Raw genomic sequence first — 21,003 nt, 5'->3', positions numbered from 1 at the left:
GACTCATGTGTTTTTTCCTGTTTTCTTATTTATACTTAGGAACTTCAATTGTCAATTTATAGGAATCTAGTAAACTATACAAATTATAAATCTGTTTCACTTGTTTTGTTGCCCAGCCAATATCAGTGGCATACTGGTGTGAAGCATATCCATATTTCTCTGCAGCTGTAGGATTCCATCTCATTTTGTAAAGCGTGTCCTGTCCAGAGGATATATATCCTTTGGCGATGAATTCTGCACCGCCTATGATGGCCGCTTCCGGAGTGAACCAGCCTGCATTATAGGCGTATTGAGCGCCGCTGCTTAGCGCCGTTCCGTCAAATGCTCCCACTCCATACATATTATAGACCGTTTTCCCGTTTACCTTTACGCCAGTCGCTAACGGTGATGTGCCATTCCCGGTCTCCAGCAAAGCATGTGATATCAGGTAGATTTCATTGACCCCATATTTTTCCCCTGCCGCAGTGAAGGTTGCAGCTTGGCCTTGTAAAATCCCTTTTCCTGAAAGGATTCTATTATTAACTTCTGAAACGTTCATGTTGGTGACTTGGGAAAGCTTGACGAATTGGAATGAATTGACTGGATCATTTACAAAATTATTTGGGTTAAGATTATATTTTATATCTTCCGGACTGGCATTTACCCATGTCTTGTTATAGTCCACCTCATACCAATAGTATCCATCAGAGCCCTTTACTTTCGATTTAATATTCAATGATTGGTTATTGCTGACAGGACCGACTACCCAATAATTAGAACCAGCTCCGCCCCTGACACGCCATCCGGTTCCTTTAACCGTACCTTTTGTTGAATTGATCAAAGTTAATCCATCTTCACGTATGTAGGTTTTATACTTTTTATCCGTTTGACCATTTACGGCCATTTGAATTTCAACCATCTTTTCCATCGTAAGATTATACTCTTTATCAATCCTGATTATCGATCCATTTGAACTACCCGGACCTTCCGGTGCTTTGGCCGTTAAATATTGCGTACTGACATATCCGGTTTTTCCATTGGCCGTGACTCTTGACCAACCATTAGACTCTGAATAAACCGTTACGGCCGTATTGTTCACAAGCTTGGCTATAATTGAAGCGGAAGCTGATGCAGCAGATCGCATATTCAGACTGGATCCATCATTCACATTTACATATTTAACTGACGTGTTTCCTTCTTCGTCTGGATTCAGCCCCGGTAAAGGACCAGGCTTCGTTGCTGATAGATATTGCGTATTGACATAACCCTCTCCGCCATACGCTTTAACTTTTGACCAGCCATTTGATTCCGAGATGACTTCTACCTCTACACCCCTTGCCAATTTCACAATGACGGAAGCACTTTCTGACGGCTTATTCCGCATATTCAGTGAACCCGTGCTGACATTTACATATTTCGTTGTCGTTTTTTCAGGTATGGATGGTTTGGATTCCATTCCAGGCTTTGTCGTCGAAAGATAGTCAGTACTAACATACCCATCCTTCCCATTGGCCTTGATTTTCGCCCAACCTTTGGATTCCGAATACACCGTCACTTCTGTTCCTTTTGACAGCTTTGCGACTATGCTCGCGCTTTCCGACCCGCTTTTTCTCATATTGAGTGTGCCAGAGCTTACGTTTACATATTTCGTCGTCGTTTTTTCAGGTGTTACGGCCGTTGATGGTTTTGTTGTCGATAGATATTTCGCACTGACATGCCCGTCTTTTCCATTTGCTTTGATCTTGGCCCAACCTTTGGATTCCGAATAAACCGTCACTTTCGTTCCTTTTGAAAGCTTCGCGACTATGCTCGCGCTTTCCGATCCGCTTTTTCTCATATTGAGAGTTCCAGAGCTTACGTTTACATATTTCGTCGTCGTTTTTTCAGGCGTTACGGCCGAAGATCCCGATCCTGGCTTTGAAACAGATAGATATTTGGTGTTGACATATCCGTCCTTTCCATTGGCTTTGACTTTCGCCCATCCATTGGATTCCGAATACACCGTCACTTTCGTTCCTTTTGAAAGTATGGCGACTATGCTTGCGGTAGCTTTTCCACTTTTTCGCATATTGAGTGAACCCGTGCTTACATTCACATATTTCGTCGTCGTTTTGGCAGGTGTGGCTACCGTTGATCCCGATCCCGGCTTTGAAGCAGACAGATATTTGGTACTCACATATCCTTCTTTTCCATTGGCCTTGATTTTCGCCCATCCATTGGATTCCGAATATACCGTCACTTTCGTCCCTTTTGAAAGTATGGCAACAATGCTTGCGGTAGCTTTTCCACTTTTTCGCATATTAAGTGAACCCTTACTCACATTCACATATTTCGTTGTCGTTTTAACCGTTGCCGCAGCTTTGGTTACCGTTCCAGGCTTCGTTGCCGAGAGATATTTAGTATTGACGTATCCTTCTTTTCCATTGGCCTTGATTTTCGCCCAGCCTTTGGATTCCGAATACACCGTTACCTGTGCACCTCTTGTCAGCTTCGCGACTATGCTGGCACTATCTGTCCCATTTTTCCGCATATTTAGTGAACCTGTGCTCACATTCACATATTTTGTTGTCGTTTTAACGGTCGCCGCAGCTTTATTTACCTCTCCAGGCTTCGTTGCCGAGAGATACTTGGAACTGACATATCCTTCTTTTCCATTGGCTTTGATCTTCGCCCAGCCTTTGGATTCCGAATACACAGTCACCTGTGTGCCCCTTGTCAGTTTCGTGACAATGCTGGCACTATCACTGCCGCTTTTTCGCATATTAAGTGAACCTGTACTTACATTCACATATTTTGTTGTCGTTTTAATGGTTACTGCAGTTTTCGTTAAAGTCCCTGGCTTTGTTGCCGATAAATACTTGGTACTGACATATCCTTCTTTCCCATTGGCTTTGATTTTCGCCCAGCCTTTGGATTCCGAATACACCGTTACCTGTGTGCCATTTGCCAGCTTTGCAACTATGCTTGCACCTTCCGCCCCGGTTTTTCTCATATTGAGCGATCCAGAATTTACCTGTACAAACATGACGTCTTCAGTTTTGGCCTGTTCCGCATGTAGTGGAGCTGCAGATATTTTTTCTTCGAAAGCAACTGTCGACAACACCGCAAAACAGAAAGTTGGTATAATTAATTTCTTCATCTCATTCTCCCTACTAAAGAATTATATTTTTAACATTTATTTAAATATCGGTTAAAATCAGTATAATAATATAGGTAAATATACTTATTCATCTAAAATATATCATATTCCATTTGATCTATATGGAGATGAAGCAGATTGTAACATAATAGTAAACTAATAGAAATTTAAGTAATTAAATAGAAATATTCGCAATGAAGCTTGTGCGACAAACAAATGATGAATATAAAGTATATTGATATAATTACTTACCACTCAAATTAATAAGGATGAGACGAGCATCTTTCTGCCTAAATCGAATATATATATAGGGTAAGCACCAATCCTTATATTTGACGGATAGAGGCAATAACCTATATAATTACTGTATATAACTTATAAGAATCCTTCTGTTAAGGGGAGTAGCTATACAATAAAGTCGTCAGTACAGGATTGAATCCTCGGCTTTATTGGCAACTGATTTTAGTTGTTTGCAAGACCTTGCCGATTATTTGGTGAGGTCTTTTAATTTTTAAAAGACGGTATAACCAATAATCGGTTATACCGTCTTTTTTGATTCGAAAAATTGCACAATAGAGGTGAAAAGTATGCAGAACTATAATGAATTAGCTAAAAGCGTTAAGATTTCCGATGATAAAAAGCATATATTGCTTGATGCCGACCCATCTTTATCACTAATCGGAAAAGGCCGCAGCGCATATGTATTCCGGATACATTCCACCAATAAGGCACTAAAAGTGTTTTTCCCGGATCATACACACACAGCTAAAGTTGAAGCTGAAATATACAAAACCGTCCAATCCATCGATTACTATCCAACCCTATATGATGCGGGGGTAAATTACCTGGTTATAGATCACATTGAAGGCAACACTCTTTTTGAATGTTTAACATTGGGAATCCCGATAACGGAAGAAAACATTGCGGAGATAGACCATGCCCTGCAATTGGCAAGGAAAGAGGGATTGAACCCTTCGGATATCCATTTACGAAACATCTTCATCACTTCCGAAAAAAAGGTGAAGATCATTGACGTTGCAAGGTTTAAGCAAGTGAAATCCTGCAATCAGTGGCACGACTTGAAAAGTGCCTTTCACCTTTTCTATTCGAAGTCATTTTTTCCAAAGAAGATTCCAAGCTTCATACTGAATTCCATTGCAGCGATTTATAAAAAGAGATTTCTGCCCATCTGATCCTTACTATAAAAAAATCACATTGGAGGCACATATGAAAAAAATAATGACCATTGCTCTGCTGTCCATCCTTACATTAAGCGGATGCTCAGCTTTAGAAGAAGTCAATTCATCATTGGAGTATGCAGATAATGCGACGGAGTATGTAAATACCGTTAAGGATTTTTCCAATGAGGTTCCCGCAATGTCACAGGACGCCGTCACGAATGCCGAAGTAAGAGCAAATCTTGAAAAGGAACTGGAATTGATGAAAACGGAAATTGAAGAATTCAATGCAACTGAACCACCCCAAATCGCTGAAGGCATCCATGAGAAGATCGTCAGCTCAAATCAACAGCTTTCAGATGGAATTGAATTATATCTGAATAATATTGAAAAGGGCCAAATTGATCCTAAGGCATTGGAAGATTCAGAGATAATGAAATCAATCGATAATATAACGGGATTGGCAAAACAAATTGAAGAGTTGGGAAATTAAGCATCATGCAATGAATAAAAAGGATTCGCCTGAAACAAATTATTGACATGAAACCAAAAGGTTTTATATAATCAACAAAGCAAAACCAATTGGTTTCACATTTTCACTTAAAAAGGAGTATCATTATGGAAAATACATTACAGGATATCAAGAAGACGGTTATTCTTGAAGCACCTATCCAAAAAGTTTGGGATACAGTTTCCACTGCAGAGGGCATAGCTTCATGGTTCATGCCAAATGATTTTCAACCGAAAGTGGGACATGAGTTCCATGTGCAATCCCCCTTCGGTCCATCTCCTTGTAAGGTAATGGAGTTAGATGCTCCTCATCGCCTTTCATTCAGTTGGGATACGGACGGTTGGTTCATTTCCTTCATTTTAAAAGAAGTGGATGGCAAAACGGAGTTCACCCTTATTCATGGCGGTTGGAAAGAGCCTGATACGATTCTTCCGAAACCGAACGAAAAAAGCTCAGTGATTCGCGATAGAATGAATCATGGCTGGGAACAAATCGTTAATCAAGGTCTTAAAAAGGCTGTTGAGGGCTAAGTGTCTGCAGCAGAAAAACATGATGTATTTCAGGCTATCGCCGACCCGACCCGCCGAAAGGTCCTGCAATTGCTTGCTGAAGGGGATTTACCCATTTCAGAAATCACTTCTCACTTTTCCATGAGCCGTACAGCGATTGCCAAGCACCTTCATATCCTTTCTGAAGCTGAATTGGTCAGTGGCCGGAAGGTAGGAAGAGAGAAACGCTTTCGGCTTCAGCCGGAACCTTTAGCTGAATTGAAACAGTGGCTTTCTTTTTACGATCGATTCTGGGATAACAAATTATCCATCCTTAAACATGCGATTGAAAATTCAGGGGAAAATGGATTGAAAGTCATCGAAAAAGAAAAGGACACGAATGAACCATCATAATGAAGAAAAACCCCGGCGCATTGCACCGGGGTTTTTCTTCATTAGTTTATGCATCCATCTCAATATTGTGTGCTTTGCGCTTCTTGATGACCATCGTTAGCAATAGCAGCAGATTAAAGACAATGATGCATCCAGTAAGGAACACTATACTCGTTGTCAATGCATCCGCTCCAAGGCTCGTACTCATCGCCTGACGGAAGCCCATGACAGAGTATGTCATCGGTATGAACGGGTGAACATGACTGAAGAAGTTATTGGTCAGCTCCACAGGGAACATTCCTCCGCTTGCACCTAACTGTAATACAAGGAATATCATCGCCAATAAACGACCTGGATTTCCAAACCCTACGGTCAAGAAAGTAACGATGAACATGAACGTAAGTGAAGTCAGTATGGAAACCCCAATGAATTGCCCCATGTTCTCGACCTGTAAATCCATTCCCCAAACCATGATCGCATCCAACACTAATGCAGAAAGCGTCGCTTGGATGAATAGGACCGTAAATTTACTGAACCACCATGCCACTCCTGATGTAGGCCTTGTAGAAGGCAATCCTGTCGGGAATCCCATATTGAAGGCAATAGCTCCAACAAATAACCCTAGAGACAATACATAAGGAGCCAGTGCATGACCATAATTCGGCACGTCACTGCTTTTTTGTTCTTTGACCTGTGTCGGTTCAGCAATCATGCTGTAATTATCATCGTTTGTTTTATTTTCACTTATTTCTTCTGCACCATCACTGAGTTTTTCCGAAAGCTCGACAGTTCCATCTTCAAGTGAGGAGATTCCATCACCCAATTTACCGGAACCTTCAGCAAGTGCTGATGAACCTTCATTGATCTTACCTGCGCCATCAGCAAGCTGGATGACTCCATTGCTCAAAGTAGGCAGATTGCTTGCCAATTGTTCAGTGCCTTTAACAAGTGCTGATGAGCCCTCGTTCAAGGCCGCTGAGTTGGCATTCAGTTGATTGGCCCCATTAGCCAGTTTGCTTGCCCCTTCGCCGACTTGGCTAACACCAAATGCGTACTTCTCAAGACCATTCCCAAAGGAGGATGACCCTGATTGCAGTTGTGAAACTCCATCAACCAACTGACCAGATCCCTCAGTTAGTTTTGAAAGGCCATTATTTAACGAGGAACCGCCTTGTGCTAACTGGTTAATCCCCTTCACTAATTCTGGTGTCCGTTCATTTAAACTTTGTGTTGCCGCCGTTAATTGATTGCTTCCTTCGACAGCTTCATTCAAGCCGCCATTTAATTGGGTCGCACCAGGAATCAATTGTTCTTCCAGTGCGTTCCTTATTGCCGTATATCCGTTTAACGCTGAAACAGCGTTTGGATTGACTTTATTCACCGCATTATTTAAATTGGCCACTTGTTCCGGAAGCTGGCCTAATCCATTCAATACAGGCATTACTTTATCCGTTAATTGCGTTGATAAGTCGGATACACTTGCAGCAAGAGTCGATGCGATTCGTTTTTGTGCTTCCGCCTGGCTTTGAAGTTCATTTTGAACCGCTCCGATTAATTCGGATTGCTGTTCACTGGTCATGCTTTTGAAGGCTTCCGTGTTTTGAACGGCATTGATCGTGCTCTGACCATTATTCGCAATCGTTGATTGAAGTTCCGTTAAAGCCGCTTGACTGTTATTGAGATCTTCGGTAATGCCGGATACGGTACCGGACGTGCTGCTTCCTGCTGGAACCGCTTCTTGCAATTGATTTACACCGCTTTGAATGCTTGTCAGTCCTTGCTTAAGCTGATTCAGCTGTTCTTCTGCGGGCAATTGGCCATCCATTTTTTTCAGGCCGTCATTTAATGCCTGGCTACCTTCTGCCAGTTTATTGATTCCCTGATTTAAACTCTGCTGACCTGCTGCCAATTTTGGAATTCCTGTCGATTGGTCCGTCAGCTGGCTTGCATTTTGTGATAATTGATTCAACCCATCATTCAAATTCGCACTGCCTGTTTGCGCTTGTGCCAATCCAGTATTTAAAGTTTGCGCTCCTGGAACCACTTTGGCCAAACCAGTGGAAAGTTGGGAAGAACCTTGTATAAGTGCTTCACTATTACTAGCTAATTCCCCTGTGCCTGATGCTAGTTCATCCGCACCCTTTTGCAACTGACCGACACCGGAAGTATATTGTGAAATTCCCTTATTTAGATCCGATGCGCCACTTTCAAGCTTGTTGGCTCCTTCCAAAAACTCGCCAACGCCAATTTGAAGTTTATTCGCTCCATCTTTAAAAGTTAATGTGCTCGAAGCTAACTTATTCAGATTTTCCGTCACTTCTTTGTTTCCATCATGCAGTTTTTTTGCACCGTCATCCAATTTTGATGCCCCATCTGCCGCATCGCCGAATCCTTCTCCGATTTCATCCAGTTGGGAGAAGATCGCTTCCGCATATTCTTTTGTGACACTTTCGGCAATTTCCGTTTTCAAATTATTCGTTGCCTGTTTCCCGACCGTTTCAGAAACGAAACTGCGTCCTGGATTCACATCATACGTCAGATTCATTTTTTTGGGCTTATCATCCATGACGGTAGAAGCATTTTTTGAAAAATCCTCCGGAATGGTAACGACCATATAATATGTACCATCATCAAACCCTTTTTTCGCCGCTTTTTCCGTTACGAAATGCCATTCTAAATCATCATTGTCCTTTAATTGCTCGACTAGCTCATTACCGACTGTTAAGGTTTTTCCCTCATATTCCGCCTTCACATCCTTATTCACGACTGCAACAGGCAATTTGCCTGTATTTCCGTATGGATTCCAAGCAGAACTAAGGAATAACCCCCCATAAATAATCGGGACGAACAGTAAAACGATTGCGACACCGACCAGTTTTCGATTTGTAAGGAAAAGCTTCCATTCTTGTTTAAGCATGTTCACTTCTTTTCACCTTTCTTTTCACGCAGTACATCACTCAATGACGCGGTATTCCAATTAAGAGTCGGTATGTCCGTGGTGCCAAAGCTTTCTTTAAGCAAATCTGCCACTGTTTGGCTGGAAAAGAACTCTATTAAAAGTTGATCCGCCCGAGAAAACATCCGACGAAGGACGTCCATTCCCTTCTCTGCATACTCTCCATCTTTAAACGCTTTTTCTATAAGTCCTGTATCCGGAAACATCGAAATGGGACCTTCCATCGCCTCAATAATTTCAAGGTTTTTAATCTTATCTACACTTTTGGCAAGAGTAAGGCCGCCGTTATTACCAGGAACGGAAGTGATTATCTGCTTTACGACCAATTTCCTTATGATTTTTTTCAAATAAGAAGGAGACACCTCTAATCGCCTGCTGATCTCATTAGACGAAAGCGGGACATTTTTATCCTGGGTAGAGAGTATAACGATGATGCATATGGCTTGCTCCACCCCTTTTGTTAATTGCAAATCAGTTCACCTCTTTTAATATGTATGTGGATATCATATATCCATAATGGATATTCGGTATCTATAATTAAAACCCGTTTCACCTTAGAAATCAAGTCATTTCTAGAAAAAATTTCTAAAAAAAAAGATGAACCCCTCATTACAGCACAATAAGGGGTTCACCTTTTCAAGATCTTTTATAGGTCATTTAGAAATTCATTGACCGCTTCTGGAGTTTTAGCATTTGCACTGTGGAGGTGCGCAACCTTTTCCCCATTTTTAAATACTAATAGTGATGGAATTCCCATTACCGTTTGCTCTTCAGAAATCTCAGGGAACTCGTCACGATCGATCGTAAACCACTGTTTGTCTTGATGTTCATGAGTGATCTCATCGATGAACATGTCTAAACGTTTGCAGTCCGGACACCATGTAGTCGTAAAAATCCCGACTGTCAGTCCCTCTTGGTTGATTTGTTCACGATATTCTTGTTCTGTATTGATATTTTTCATGATTGTCTCCTCCGGGCTTTTCTTATCATCATACTTTAATCCATGAATTAATGTACTCAAGGATTAATATATAATTAATTCCTTCACAGCACAAACGGTTTATCCTGAACAATCTAACTCTTGCCCGGTTATGCTTTGCGCGATGCAGCCTTTTCTTGGAGTCCAAATCTCTCGTTTATGAAAGAAGAAATCCTCGAAATGGGGACCGAACCCGCGTCCGCCTACCGTCCCCTGTTCAAGGTCCATATCCCTGCCTTTTCTAGCCCTAATCCCTAAATATAGTGACAGCAGCAGGAAACTGAAAATAATGATGATCGCAATAATCATTTCTCTTCCCTCTCTTTATTCTTGGGATCTAACATATAAATAATAAAAACCACTAATGCGGTAAAGATCAGCCACGAAAAGTTCCAGAAAAAGAATAGCGGCATGCCAATAATATACGGTTCGATACTATTAGCCCAAAAAGGCCCGCCAAGTATGGCGATTACAGGAATTAAAGAAAGAAAATAAATTGGTTTCATGAAATTCTCCTCTTATCTAATGATATTGACTAAATCTAATAAGGCAGTAACACGAACATTGATTTCACCATAACCCAAGGAGCAAAGCCATGAAAAAAGAAGTTTATTGTATTCACTTAGAATATTGAGCGAACCATAAATATTTGTATGTAATTCTCTCCTGCTATCAAAAGGTCCTGCCCACTTTTGCTTCCGTGCCCTTCCAAATTCTCTTTATATTTTCCCGATGCAAAATGACGACGAATAAACAAATAAATGATGAGAGTGCAATGATGATCCTGCCTTCAAATAATAAGCTGTATATCAATATGGAAATGCACCCCAGCATCGAACTGAGAGATACATATTTTGAAGATAGCAAACTAATGAGAAATACCATGCTAGCAATGAATGTACCTAATGGAGCTAAAAATAAAAACACCCCCGCCGATGTTGCCACGGCCTTTCCCCCTTTAAATCCCGCGAAAACAGGAAAGGCGTGGCCAATTATCGCAAGTAAGCCGCATAGTGCAGGGGAAACGTTGGTATGCAGCGCCATCGGGAGTGCGCAGGCTATGAAACCTTTCAATAAATCAGCAAATGCCACAATCGCCCCTGCTGTCTTGCCCAATATCCTAAAACTATTAGTTGCGCCAAGATTTCCACTCCCATATCCGCGGATATCGGTACTGTAAAACGATTTCCCGATGACCAAAGCAAATGGGATGGAACCTATTAAGTAACTTGATAGGAGAATTATCATGTTAAGCATAAATTACCTTCTTCTTGTTATTATTGAAAATTATTCTTTCATTCCTTCTTTTACAATCCCGATGATAAAACCGGCATAGGAAATACAGGCAGCCCTGCTTCTGTGCTAGCTTTCATGATTCCAATCGGTCGCTTGAAGTTCATTACCAAAATATAAATCTACATCATTCCACCTTTTTCAGTTCCATAAATCCTTCGCCATCCAATGAAATATCCAGTTGCTGATTTATGACTAGCGAAAGCGGAAAGATTTCCGACTCTTTATCCGAGAAAATCCAACGCCGTTTCCTTGGACCTAAAAGTAAAAACGAACCTGCTTCATGTTCCCCCATGAAATTCAATCCATCTTCACTTATCGCTTCACCCTTCCTTACAGGTACACCATTACTTATTAACTGATTTCCCAAAGCCCTGACTTCATCTGTCGTAATGTTTATTTCACTGATGCACAGGATGTTTTGAGCTGAAAAAGACTCAGCCTCGGATTCGGGTGATACGGAATATCTCGATATGAATTCGACAATGTTGCCTGAAGGGTCTAAAAAATAAAAAGAATGTGCGTCTGAAAAGCTGAAATAAACTTCGTCATCATCATCTTCTCTAGTCAATTCCACTTTTGATTTCGCCCATGCTTTTGCCGAAGTAAATAAATTGGTCGGTATGTTCATGGCAAAATGGTAAAAAGGCTTTTCCTTGTGATGATATTTTTTAATTTCAAGCACACTTTCCCCAGCCTTAATTTCAAAACCATCATCAGTTTTCGATAGTAACTCAAATCCTAATACATCAACATAAAAACTCCGCATTTCAATCCAGGCATGACTATACAAAGTGACCTTATTGATAATCAACATCCAATCCCCCTTCCACTTAACAAATATTGTAAAGATATCCTGCATTTATGCAAACATTCCGTACTATTCAAAAACCATATAATTCTATTCAACCTTCCTATCTTTACCACAAATAACTCAAAAAGGACCGCCAAATTCGGTGGTCCCTCGTTTCAGCCTTATTGAAAGGTTCACTCTTTAATTTTCAGTCCAAGCATGGCTGCAAAAACTATCGCTTGGTCCGGGGAAACTTCGCATCCTTTCAGATCTTCCGGGGATACGGTAATCCTTTGAAATGTAGAACTGCTAATATCAATTCCTTTGAGCGGTGTCCGGGAAAAGTTCACTTCATTTAATCTACATGTTTCGAACTTCACTTTAATGAATTTACACTCATAATAATCAGCACTTTCCAATGAGCAATGATCGAACCCCACTTGCTTTAAACTGGAATAACCAAAGGCACTTAAATTCAGGTTGCAATTCTCAAAGAAGACATTCCCTAAGCTTGCGTCAGACAGGTTAATGCCTAAAAGTTTGGACTCTTTGAATTCCACACGATGAATCGAGCCGCCCATGAAATCGGCATTCGTTAAATCGCAATGATCAAAGATGACATCCGTCAGCTCGATATTCCTGAATGATACATCACTGAATGTCACATTTTTAAAAACAATCTGTGATAATACGATTTTGTCCATTTTTTCTCTATCGATCGTGCAGTTGGTTATGATACGGGACTCAAGATAAGGCTCATCCTGATAATATATTTCCTGAAAGTTCGCTTGTGTTAAGTCTTGGGGGATTTTTGGCTGTTCAATTTTGATTTTGCCTGACATATTATCACCTTTTCGCTTTATTCTTCAATCACTGGTTTATCCATTCGATAGGGTTCATCGCCGGTAATATAGCAACTGGTCTACTAAATTTCGCCTTAACTATAAACTACATTACAGTGAAGTTCAATCTAAGAATTTCGCGAAAATGACTATTATTTTTCGTTATTTTGTGTCAACATTTTGCACAAAAAAAAGCTGCCTCATCGGCAGCCTTGCTTACTTCATGATCGTATTGAATCCTGTTGGCATCCGGAAAAAATATAGAGCTGCACCTATTATCGCTATCATTCCGCCTATCAGAAAAAATGCTGTAAAGATATTTCCTCCAACAGTCGGGGAATTGGATACAAAACCACTTGAAAACAGAAAAAGGACACCAAATCCCAACAAGAATAGAGCCATTTTTTTAATCCTTCTTTTGAACAGGATATATCCCGTAAGTATGATTAAGTACGATGAGGCTAGGACCATAAGAAATGGAAATAACGGTTTGAATTTTGCGGCATACACGAAATAATCGAAATTCAAAATATCATCTGCATCCATTGCCTGATCATCATTTACTTGTGTGAAAGGCGTGGAATACTTCCATTCCGAAGGTCTATCCAGAATTTCACTGCCTTCATACCAGGTACAAAACGTAAAAACCATAAAGAAAAGTGCAGTGATAATCATTTGTAAAAAATTATTAAAAGTCAATATCATCTCCTCCAGCTGTCATTATACCAATAAGTGGGTAATTTTCAACCGAGCCCAAAGTGATAAAGCAATATGTAAACAAACACTGTTACCTGAATAATATAATCTAACCACTTTTAAGGAGCGTTTGAGATATGATCACTCATGGAGATGACCTCCTTATTTCAGGAGCATGGTTACTCGGCATCGGCACACTTGTAGGTGCAATCGGGCAAACCCGGCAAACTTTAACGAGCACTAATCTTGGAAAAGATCTCGTCCTCAAAGGGAATGGTATTGAAGCCGTTGGAAATTCGCTGCAAGCAATCTGCCGTTCGAAAATGCTGAACCCGGAAAATGAACATTCGGAAACCTATTTCATATTCGGTGCTTGGCTTGAGGCTATTGGCAATATCGCAAATGCAGTTGGAATAGATATGCAGTTGAGTGGTTCAGTGGAGGAGGGCACCAGAACCGATGCAATCGGCAGTGGAATCCAAGGCCTTGGTGCCGTTTTTGAAGCCTTCGGGGCATCATTGACGGAGGAGTCCATTTCACGCTCTTTTGAAGTCAAGGGAAATGGACTCATTGCAGCCGGTTCTTTTTTGGAATCGGTCGGAAATATCTTCATTTTAAATGAAAAAGTACGGATGGGAGAACAAATTCTTTTACTAGGCAGCTGGACCCAAGTTTTCGGTGCATTTATATTGATCGAGGCCTTTTCACTTGGCCCAGAACCCGAACAACCTGAGAAAGGACATTATAGCTATGCCAACTATTACGTAGATTAAGGGGCCACGAGTTCGACCTTCATCCGATCGGGATCTTCGAAATATACGGCATAATGATCCTTCCCGCCGGCAAATGGATGCTTGTCGGCATAAAGGATGGTAACTCCTCTGCCCCTTAACTTTCTTGCGATCTCATCAACCTGTTGCCGGCAAGTGGCGTGAAAGGCTAAATGGTTAAGACCCACTCGTCCCCTATGATAGGGAATGTCAAGAAACCTTGTTTCCGCTTGTACAAAAACAATGTACATATCACCCAATCTCCAACTCTTCCCGCTTACCCACTCCTGAAATGGCTCATAGCCCATCTCGTCCAAAAACCAGGCCCAAAAATCAATGCTCCTCTTTAAATTTGTAACATTCAGCTCAATATGATGAAGATATCCCTTTGACAACTTATCATCCTCCTTTATCGTGTCACTTAACAACCAGTGGCATTGATATATAGTAAAACACAGGGTTGAGACAATCGTAAACTCAAACTTTTCTTAAGCTTGAAGTCTAAAAAGAAGCAGGAAAGATATGTGGGATTGACTGCCCTTTTCGACTATTATTATTAGGTGAGAAATGTAGCAGACTGCATAATTTATCACCTTCAGAGGAAGATCGATGCTCCCCGAAATTGTAGGAATACCCGCTCCAGTTAAGAGGAACGGGTATGATGATTTAATTTTCAGCATACTAAGGTGTTATCATGACAGGGATTTAACAAGGACTTTAATTTCATTTCCCGATAGAACTGCTTCAAATCCTTGGCGCCAATCTTCCAATGAGACAATTTTCGTCACCATTTTTTCTGTATCGATCTTATGTTCTTTCAGCAGCTCCAATGCTGTATGCCAAGAGCTTGGCTTTTGAGAGCGTGTGCCAACATACTGAATTTCCCTTTGAATGACCGATTCTTGATCAATTGGATTCATTTTCTCTCTAGAAATGCCAACTTGTACGAATGTACCTTTTTTCTTCACCAATGGCAGGCCTTGATTAATAGCCGGCACTGCACCAGAACACTCAAATAATTTATCCACTCCGTAACCGTTTGTTTGCTTAAAAACGATTTCTTCCAAGTTCTCTTCCTGAATATCAACAATAACATCTGCACCCAGTGATTTAGCCAAATCGAGCCGATTTTTATCCTTTGTAATACCCGCCATAATGACGAAAGCACCTTGAGCCTTGACTACCTGACATTGCAGAAGACCAATGGGACCCGGTCCAAAAATAAGGACTTTATCGTCTTCTTCTATAGTTGTTTTTTCTAATGCTGCATGTACACAGCAAGCAAGCGGCTCGGTCAAAGCGGCTGCTTTCAGGCTAATGTCCTCTGGCAGTACGTGAATGCTTTCTTCACGGGAGAGTACATATTCTGCAAAGCTTCCGTTTACTTGTGTGCCTATTCCGGTGCGGTTTGAACACAGGTTATAATCTTTTTCCAAGCAATATACACAATTTCCGCACGTAGTATATGTGGTTTCGCTCGTTACTTTATCTCCTACTTTAACTTTTGTAACACCATTCCCAACTTCTACAACCGTCCCAGAAAATTCATGCCCAAGCACAACAGGCGTTTTTGAATTTCGATATTCCCCAGTAAAGGTATGAATGTCTGTACCGCAGATTCCTGTATAGGCCACTTTGATTTTGACCAGATCATTTTGCACTTTTGGTTCCGGTAGATTTTCAAGTGACATATTGTCCTGTCCCGGTGCTGTTTTCATTACTGCTTTCATGTCTATTCACTCCTTATTTGGGATGATCAGCACTTTTCCATACGTCTCATCCCGATTTATGATCATGTTAAAGGCCTTTTGCGTATCTTCGAGCCCAAAACGATGAGAAATTAATTCTTTTAGCACGATTCTCCCTTTATTGATAAAATCGATGCTCTTCGTCCATTCTTCACCCGGGAATGGAGCTGAATATGAATTCCAAAACCCTTTTAATGTTAATTCTCTTCTAAAAATACTCTCAAATGCTTGTTCGGAAAGATGAACATCTGAATAAGCGATTCCTAAATAGCCGACTTTTCCTTTTTTTCGCGTAACCAGCAAGCACTGTTCCTGTGTTACTTTAGACCCCGCACACTCGAGCGCAATGTCCACGCCTATTCCACTTGTGTACTCGCTAATTTTTTCAGTTAAATCCTCTTTCATTGGATTGATGGTTCTCTCGCATCCCAAGGCAGCTGCCTCAGCTAATTTATCATCGGAAATATCAATTGCGATAATTTCTTTTGCTCCGGCAATTTTCAGCCACTGTATCGTTAAAATGCCAATCGTTCCAGCTCCAAATACCGCTACTACATCGCCAAGTCGTGGTTTAATATTTAATACTCCGTGAAGCGCAACGGCCAATGGCTCGATCATGGCTGCTTCCTCAAAATCCATCTCCCCTATCGGTAGCACATTGACGGATGGAATGTTAACATACTGGGCAAACGCACCGAATGATTTAGAACCAATCATTCCGTGATTTTCGCATACAGAATATTCCCCTCGCCTACAATACTCACATTCACGACAAGGAATGAAAGGAATCGCGACCACACGATCGCCAATATTTATATCAGTAACATCTTTACCCGCTTCAACAACATAGCCTGAGAACTCATGGCCCATAATAGCTGGCAGTGTATATTTCCATTTATTCGTCATCTTGTGTGTATCAGAGCCGCAAATTCCAGCGGCCATCACTTTTATTTTGACTTCATTCGCTTCACATGGATTGATATCTATTTCTTCACATATAATATGATTTTCTGAATATAAAACGGCAGCTTTCATCAGTCATTACCTCTTTTACTATAGTAATCTTAGAAAATGGATGCCCATAATTGCGAGAATTTAAGAATGATCCAGTTGAACAAGTTTCCGCCCATATCCAGGCTGGAAATGAGTGTGGCACCTTCGGGCATGTCAAATTTAGCCCCTTCCATCATCTGTGTATGAATGATGGCAAAGTCTGTCGCCATGTATAGAGAAAAAGCAATCATCACTGTACCTGCAAGGACCGAATGGACAATGTTCCCTCTAAGAAATCCAACCACAAACGCAACATAAAACGGAATCGTTGCTAAGTCACCAAAAGGCAATACCTTGTTTCCTGGTAAAATAACGGCCAGAAACAATGTAATCGGAACTAGAATCAATGCGGTTGATAGAACAGCGGGATGACCTACAGCTAACGCTGCATCCAAGCCGATATAGAGCTCCCGGTCGCCATAGCGTTTTTGCAGGAAAGAGCGAGCGGCCTCAGAAATGGGGATAAGTCCTTCCATCAAGATTTTCACCATTCGCGGAAGCAGTAGCATAACCGCTCCTAAAGAGATACCCGTTTGAAAAATATCACCTGGTCCATAACCGGCCAGTAAACCAATTACACAGCCAAGAATTAATCCCATCATCATCGGTTCTCCAAAAATGCCAAAACGTTTTTGGATAGAATCCGGGTCTGCATGCAGGTTTCGGATTACGGGAATTTTAGAGATAAACATCCCTACCAAAATACCAATTGGTGCAAATGCTGCCGTAGAGCCAGTTGGCAACGAAATCCCTTCCAGCCCGTAGAATTTTTGAACCATCGGTGCTGTTTTGTCTGCTACGAACAGAACGGCCAACTGATAAAGAATGGTACATAAAATGGCAAACCACCAGCTACCCGTTACAACATACCCTGTCGCCCCCGCAGCAATAAAATGCCAGTAATTCCAAATGTCAATATTCAGTGTTTTAGTTAATTTCAATAAAATAAGCGCAATATTGAGAAAAAAACAAATGGGAATCAGTATAGCTGCCACTGGGGAAGCAAATGAAAGGGCTGCAGCAGACGGCCATCCTGTATCAATCACTGTTAAGTTAAGAACCAAAACGTTCTACCATTTGTTGGGCGGCCGGACCTAGGTTTGTAATGAGCAAATTAATAACCAGATTGATCCCCACAAATCCAATTCCGATGATGATACCAGATTTAAACGCTTTCTTAAATCCCGTTCCAAACATCATTCCAATAATTAAAATCGCAATTGGCAGGATCACCGTAGGCCCTAAATTCAATACTTCCTGAACCACTGATAAAAGCTTATCCATAATTAACCCCCCTGCTTTCCTTTTCTTTTTAGGATTAAAAATTATGTGCGGTTTAGCTTTTTAAATGACCTAAGATTCTCTGATCTAATTTATCCATCCCAATTCCAGTAATGTATGCAGTCGCAATTTCTGCTGGAATGTTATATGTTGTTGGTAAAATAGTAGTAGAAACGATCAAATCCGCACTTTCTTGACGGGAAGATACTTCAGATATTTTGCATTGCACAACCTCAGCATTTACATGATTATCCTTCAATAAATTTTCCACTCGGTCACATACCACCGTTGAAGTCGCAATCCCTGCACCACACGCTACTAGAACTGTATACTTTTTCATATCATTACTCTCCCTTTGCATTCAAATTAATTTTTTTAAAAACAGAATGAATCTCTTCGTTTGTTTGTGCCTGTGAAATTTGCTTATAATTACGTTCATCTTGAATCACTTCCATTAACTGTTGCAATACCTTCAGCTGACTGTGCGGTTGATTAAGCCCCAGCATTAATACGACATATACATCAACTTCTTTTGTATTGTCATCCATCAAACGAAATCGTACAGGTTTTTCAAGTGTGACGACACCAATAAATTGTTCGAAAACACATTCTGGATCCGTATGAGGTATGGCTACGTTGTAATGGTCCATATTTAGCCCCGTTGGGAAGGAAGCTTCCCTTTCTTTGATCTTACCTAGAAAAGAGTCACTAACATACCCTAGTTTGAATGCTTCTTGATACATCACATCAAAAAGCTGATCTTGGTTTTCACATTCAATATGAAGTTTAATTAAATCATCTCTAACAAATTGCTCCAATGGCATGTTCTATCCTCCAATCCGATTTTTTTATACCGAATAGTCTTGAATTACTTTATAAATATCGCTTAGATGATCCATTTGAGCCATTTCATTTATGACCTCAGTTTTGTCGGCTAGTTTCATTAATTGTAACAACGCATTAAGATGCTTTTTCTTATCCAATGCCGCAATAACTACGACAAGGTGTACTTTATGTTTATCATCAAATTCAAGACCCTCTCTTATCCTCAATAAGCTCATGCCAACTCTATTGACTCCATCCTCAGGACTTGCATGAGGGATCGCGATATTTAATCGCAGTACGATATGAGGTGACATCTTTGGATATTGTTTTTGTATCACCTCTACATAAGATTTAGTAACTGCGCCTTTTTGCAGAAGGGGCCCAGCTGCCAGTGCAATCGCTTCCTTCCAATCCTCTACTCTTTCTTGTAAAACAATGGTTTCTGGAGTGATAAAATCGGATAGAACATAATCTGATTTCTGCGAAATTTCATTTGTTGCTTGAAATGAAAAGTAATTTTGCAGGGCTTTTTCGAGTAATTGTTTCTCTTCTACCTTTGCATGCTTTTCGATAACATTGATAAGCTGTTCAATATTTATAACTGAAGAATCGAGGCCGAATATCCCCTTCATTACACGTTGACGCAATTGTAACTTTTCAAAGTCCGAAATAAATTGGTCAATGATAAACAAATGTTTATCTGTTTGCAGCGGTACAGGTGAAAACACAAGATCGTATTCAAATTCCAGTTTTTCAAATTCACGAATGGATAAAGCTTGGTAAAAGTAGAACTCAGGAAATAAATCCCGTAACGTGTGTTCCATCAAGTGTGAGATGGACACACCATTTGGACAGACAACAACAGCTTTTTTCTTGGCTTGAATTCGTTCACCGCTGTTGATTAAATGACCGCCTATAAAAATAGTGATAAACATTATTTCACTTTCGGGTATTTCACAGCCGATATATTGTTCAAATGGTTTAATCGCATCTTTCACAATATAATGAATGGCCTCAAATTCTTCGCTAACCTTTTCGATCAAAGTATAATCGGTCGTTAAATGATATTTAATTCTGTAATATGCTGGCTTCATGTGCAGCACCAGCTTATTCAATAATTCTTCTTTTCCTTTTAGCGTGATACATGCTTTTTTTTCGAAAAGATCTAAGCTGTCCCTAAGAGATCTTGTTAATTGAGGTATTTCTTTATCCGTTAAAAACTGGGTTGATAATACATTTGACGTAAGAAGCTGCAGAGTAATGAATAAACGTTCCACTTTCGGAATTTTTCCAACACCTTGGATTAAGATTTCCGCTGCTTCGTACTCCTTGGTATCGGATAATTCTTCATAATCAATATGGTAGGAATCAGTAATTAATTTTCCTTTTTTAATCCTTTTTAATAGAATTGCAATGATATAGGGAAGAAGCTTCATTTTCTCATCGATAAATTGAAGGTGTAACTGTTTTTCAACATCTTCCATTTGCATTTTTATCTTTTCGATCTCTTCGCTGGAGATTAGAATCACCCGCTGAATATACTGTTCACCCTTATAAAATCCCATTATAACCTGTAGAACTTTCACTAATAGTTTTCTTTTATTCCACTCACTTCCTATTATGTCGTAACCGTACATTCTGGAGTAAACAATCTCTAACTGATAAGTCCTGACCAGTATTTGAGTGTACTTTATATCTCGAAGTACTGTGTTCTTGCTTACTTCCAGTTCAATAGAGAAATGTGCTAAGGATAGTTCTTCCTCGCTACTCAGTAACAACAGCAGAATCAGTTGAGCTCTTTCTTTTTCAGATAGAATATAATTTGCCGAAGCAGACTCGCCTACTTTCTCAGCAAATAAATCAATTAGGATTGGACTGATGATGAATTTTCCGCTATTTGTCCGTATAATGGTTGGATAATTATTATCTTCTAACCAGTTGTTGATTTTATTAAAACTATAGCTGACTTGTCTTCGGGACAAAGCATATTTATTTTCTAACTTTACATTTGAAATATCCGGATTACTCAAAACCTCTTTAAATATTAAATTGCTCCTTTCGTCTAAATACATGTATTAT

Annotated in this window: 20 protein-coding genes and 2 pseudogenes; 5 read left to right on the top strand and 17 right to left on the bottom strand. The window is 40.3% G+C overall.

The window, feature by feature from the left end; all coding sequences use genetic code 11:
• Positions 1–25: 25 nt before the first annotated feature.
• The gene (locus tag ABC374_RS01545) at positions 26–3,118 is read right to left on the bottom strand and encodes an SH3 domain-containing protein (protein WP_413015432.1); all 3,093 of its coding nucleotides are present in this window, start codon (positions 3,116–3,118) and stop codon (positions 26–28) included.
• Between the two features lie 587 nt (positions 3,119–3,705).
• Here ABC374_RS01545 and ABC374_RS01540 point away from each other — a divergent pair.
• The 4 genes from ABC374_RS01540 (at position 3,706) to ABC374_RS01525 (ending at position 5,709) form a co-directional block, all read left to right on the top strand.
• Complete coding sequence (locus ABC374_RS01540) at positions 3,706–4,311, top strand: protein kinase family protein (protein ID WP_350301222.1); 606 nt, start codon at positions 3,706–3,708, stop codon at positions 4,309–4,311.
• 34 nt (positions 4,312–4,345) lie between these two features.
• On the top strand, positions 4,346–4,789 hold the full coding sequence (locus tag ABC374_RS01535) for a DUF6376 family protein (protein WP_413015430.1): 444 nt from the start codon (positions 4,346–4,348) through the stop codon (positions 4,787–4,789).
• Positions 4,790–4,908: 119 nt separating this feature from the next.
• Positions 4,909–5,337 (top strand): SRPBCC family protein, encoded by a 429-nt coding sequence (locus ABC374_RS01530; protein ID WP_350302780.1) that lies wholly within the window; start codon positions 4,909–4,911, stop codon positions 5,335–5,337.
• A complete protein-coding gene (locus ABC374_RS01525; RefSeq protein WP_350301220.1) occupies positions 5,338–5,709 on the top strand; it encodes an ArsR/SmtB family transcription factor in 372 nt (123 codons plus the stop codon).
• Between the two features lie 46 nt (positions 5,710–5,755).
• Here ABC374_RS01525 and ABC374_RS01520 read toward each other — a convergent pair whose 3' ends face one another.
• From ABC374_RS01520 to ABC374_RS01480, 9 genes and pseudogenes are all read right to left on the bottom strand, one after another.
• Positions 5,756–8,605: a YhgE/Pip family protein gene (locus ABC374_RS01520; RefSeq protein WP_413020228.1), complete on the bottom strand. Its 2,850-nt coding sequence runs from the start codon at positions 8,603–8,605 to the stop codon at positions 5,756–5,758.
• 2 nt (positions 8,606–8,607) lie between these two features.
• Positions 8,608–9,114 (bottom strand): RrF2 family transcriptional regulator, encoded by a 507-nt coding sequence (locus ABC374_RS01515; RefSeq protein WP_034310735.1) that lies wholly within the window; start codon positions 9,112–9,114, stop codon positions 8,608–8,610.
• A gap of 176 nt (positions 9,115–9,290) precedes the next feature.
• Positions 9,291–9,653 carry a thioredoxin family protein gene (locus ABC374_RS01510; RefSeq protein WP_413020226.1) on the bottom strand — a complete coding sequence of 121 codons (363 nt, stop codon included), beginning with the start codon at positions 9,651–9,653 and terminating at the stop codon, positions 9,291–9,293.
• Between the two features lie 111 nt (positions 9,654–9,764).
• Positions 9,765–9,932, bottom strand: a pseudogene (locus ABC374_RS01505) (sodium:solute symporter family protein); the annotation flags it as partial.
• Positions 9,929–10,129 (bottom strand): DUF3311 domain-containing protein, encoded by a 201-nt coding sequence (locus ABC374_RS01500; RefSeq protein ID WP_413015427.1) that lies wholly within the window; start codon positions 10,127–10,129, stop codon positions 9,929–9,931. The gene ABC374_RS01500 and the pseudogene ABC374_RS01505, both read right to left, overlap by 4 nt.
• A gap of 166 nt (positions 10,130–10,295) precedes the next feature.
• Positions 10,296–10,880, bottom strand: a complete 585-nt coding sequence (gene plsY / locus ABC374_RS01495) for a glycerol-3-phosphate 1-O-acyltransferase PlsY (protein WP_413015424.1) — start codon at positions 10,878–10,880, stop codon at positions 10,296–10,298.
• A 163-nt stretch (positions 10,881–11,043) separates the two neighbouring features.
• The gene (locus ABC374_RS01490; protein ID WP_413015422.1) at positions 11,044–11,733 is read right to left on the bottom strand and encodes a VOC family protein; all 690 of its coding nucleotides are present in this window, start codon (positions 11,731–11,733) and stop codon (positions 11,044–11,046) included.
• Between the two features lie 170 nt (positions 11,734–11,903).
• Entirely contained in the window at positions 11,904–12,551 is a 648-nt protein-coding gene (locus ABC374_RS01485) for a pentapeptide repeat-containing protein (protein WP_413015420.1), read from the bottom strand.
• A 216-nt stretch (positions 12,552–12,767) separates the two neighbouring features.
• A complete protein-coding gene (locus tag ABC374_RS01480; protein ID WP_413015418.1) occupies positions 12,768–13,250 on the bottom strand; it encodes a DUF4306 domain-containing protein in 483 nt (160 codons plus the stop codon).
• Positions 13,251–13,384: 134 nt separating this feature from the next.
• Here ABC374_RS01480 and ABC374_RS01475 point away from each other — a divergent pair, with 134 nt between their 5' ends.
• Positions 13,385–14,020, top strand: a complete 636-nt coding sequence (locus ABC374_RS01475) for a DUF6944 family repetitive protein (RefSeq protein ID WP_413015416.1) — start codon at positions 13,385–13,387, stop codon at positions 14,018–14,020.
• Here the strand turns inward: ABC374_RS01475 and ABC374_RS01470 are convergent.
• The 7 genes and pseudogenes from ABC374_RS01470 to ABC374_RS01440 form a co-directional block, all read right to left on the bottom strand.
• A complete protein-coding gene (locus tag ABC374_RS01470; RefSeq protein ID WP_350301212.1) occupies positions 14,017–14,412 on the bottom strand; it encodes a VOC family protein in 396 nt (131 codons plus the stop codon). The genes ABC374_RS01475 and ABC374_RS01470 overlap by 4 nt on opposite strands.
• 297 nt (positions 14,413–14,709) lie before the next feature.
• Positions 14,710–15,747, bottom strand: coding sequence for a zinc-binding dehydrogenase (locus tag ABC374_RS01465; protein ID WP_413015413.1), 1,038 nt, complete (start codon positions 15,745–15,747; stop codon positions 14,710–14,712).
• Positions 15,748–15,753: 6 nt separating this feature from the next.
• Positions 15,754–16,800 carry a galactitol-1-phosphate 5-dehydrogenase gene (locus ABC374_RS01460; protein WP_413015411.1) on the bottom strand — a complete coding sequence of 349 codons (1,047 nt, stop codon included), beginning with the start codon at positions 16,798–16,800 and terminating at the stop codon, positions 15,754–15,756.
• A 29-nt stretch (positions 16,801–16,829) separates the two neighbouring features.
• Positions 16,830–18,102 (bottom strand): annotated as a pseudogene (locus ABC374_RS01455) (PTS galactitol transporter subunit IIC).
• A gap of 52 nt (positions 18,103–18,154) precedes the next feature.
• A complete protein-coding gene (locus ABC374_RS01450; protein WP_413015409.1) occupies positions 18,155–18,439 on the bottom strand; it encodes a PTS sugar transporter subunit IIB in 285 nt (94 codons plus the stop codon).
• Positions 18,440–18,443: 4 nt separating this feature from the next.
• A complete protein-coding gene (locus tag ABC374_RS01445) occupies positions 18,444–18,923 on the bottom strand; it encodes a PTS sugar transporter subunit IIA (RefSeq protein WP_413015407.1) in 480 nt (159 codons plus the stop codon).
• 24 nt (positions 18,924–18,947) lie between these two features.
• Complete coding sequence (locus ABC374_RS01440) at positions 18,948–20,996, bottom strand: BglG family transcription antiterminator (RefSeq protein ID WP_413015405.1); 2,049 nt, start codon at positions 20,994–20,996, stop codon at positions 18,948–18,950.
• Positions 20,997–21,003 lie beyond the last annotated feature (7 nt).

This window comes from Peribacillus phoenicis (genome assembly GCF_047238085.1).
In the GTDB taxonomy this organism is placed as follows: Bacteria; Bacillota; Bacilli; order Bacillales; family DSM-1321; genus Peribacillus.
Note: the sequence above shows the minus strand (reverse complement) of the source record. Positions and strands in the feature narration are given on the sequence as shown.

Coding starts and splice junctions, on each gene's coding strand:
- ABC374_RS01465 (WP_413015413.1), bottom strand. CDS start 15,747: ATGAAAGCAGTAATGAAAACAGCACCGGGACAGGACAATATGTCACTT.
- ABC374_RS01460 (WP_413015411.1), bottom strand. CDS start 16,800: ATGAAAGCTGCCGTTTTATATTCAGAAAATCATATTATATGTGAAGAA.
- ABC374_RS01490 (WP_413015422.1), bottom strand. CDS start 11,733: ATGTTGATTATCAATAAGGTCACTTTGTATAGTCATGCCTGGATTGAA.
- ABC374_RS01445 (WP_413015407.1), bottom strand. CDS start 18,923: ATGCCATTGGAGCAATTTGTTAGAGATGATTTAATTAAACTTCATATT.
- ABC374_RS01545 (WP_413015432.1), bottom strand. CDS start 3,118: ATGAAGAAATTAATTATACCAACTTTCTGTTTTGCGGTGTTGTCGACA.
- ABC374_RS01520 (WP_413020228.1), bottom strand. CDS start 8,605: ATGCTTAAACAAGAATGGAAGCTTTTCCTTACAAATCGAAAACTGGTC.
- ABC374_RS01450 (WP_413015409.1), bottom strand. CDS start 18,439: ATGAAAAAGTATACAGTTCTAGTAGCGTGTGGTGCAGGGATTGCGACT.
- plsY (WP_413015424.1), bottom strand. CDS start 10,880: ATGCTTAACATGATAATTCTCCTATCAAGTTACTTAATAGGTTCCATC.
- ABC374_RS01535 (WP_413015430.1), top strand. CDS start 4,346: ATGAAAAAAATAATGACCATTGCTCTGCTGTCCATCCTTACATTAAGC.
- ABC374_RS01540 (WP_350301222.1), top strand. CDS start 3,706: ATGCAGAACTATAATGAATTAGCTAAAAGCGTTAAGATTTCCGATGAT.
- ABC374_RS01485 (WP_413015420.1), bottom strand. CDS start 12,551: ATGTCAGGCAAAATCAAAATTGAACAGCCAAAAATCCCCCAAGACTTA.
- ABC374_RS01475 (WP_413015416.1), top strand. CDS start 13,385: ATGATCACTCATGGAGATGACCTCCTTATTTCAGGAGCATGGTTACTC.
- ABC374_RS01440 (WP_413015405.1), bottom strand. CDS start 20,996: ATGTATTTAGACGAAAGGAGCAATTTAATATTTAAAGAGGTTTTGAGT.
- ABC374_RS01500 (WP_413015427.1), bottom strand. CDS start 10,129: ATGAAACCAATTTATTTTCTTTCTTTAATTCCTGTAATCGCCATACTT.